We start from the raw sequence: 242 nt of genomic DNA on the forward strand, positions 1-242 counted from the left end.
AGCGCACCCGGACCAGCCCGTGCCCGCGATGGGCGAGACGGCGCCTGCGGTGTTCAGGCCTTCCAGCGATGCCACCGGCTGGGACCTGGTGACGACGCGTGGCGAAATACGTATCGCGGTGGATCCGGTGCTGCGCATGGGCGCACTGACCATGGTGCGCGCTGCCGTTCGTGCAGGCACGGGCGCGGCGATGCTGCCCTTCTCACTGGTTGCCGACTATCTCAGGGAGGGCGCATTGGTGT

Annotated in this window: 1 protein-coding gene; it reads left to right on the plus strand. The window is 68.6% G+C overall.

Annotated features, from left to right (window positions below):
* Positions 1–28: 28 nt before the first annotated feature.
* The coding region (locus KVS69_RS20355) for a LysR substrate-binding domain-containing protein (protein WP_254622318.1) at positions 29–242 on the plus strand (214 nt) is incomplete at its 3' end.

It is taken from the genome of Stenotrophomonas sp. GbtcB23 (genome assembly GCF_019091045.1).
Lineage (GTDB): Bacteria > Pseudomonadota > Gammaproteobacteria > Xanthomonadales > Xanthomonadaceae > Stenotrophomonas > Stenotrophomonas rhizophila_A.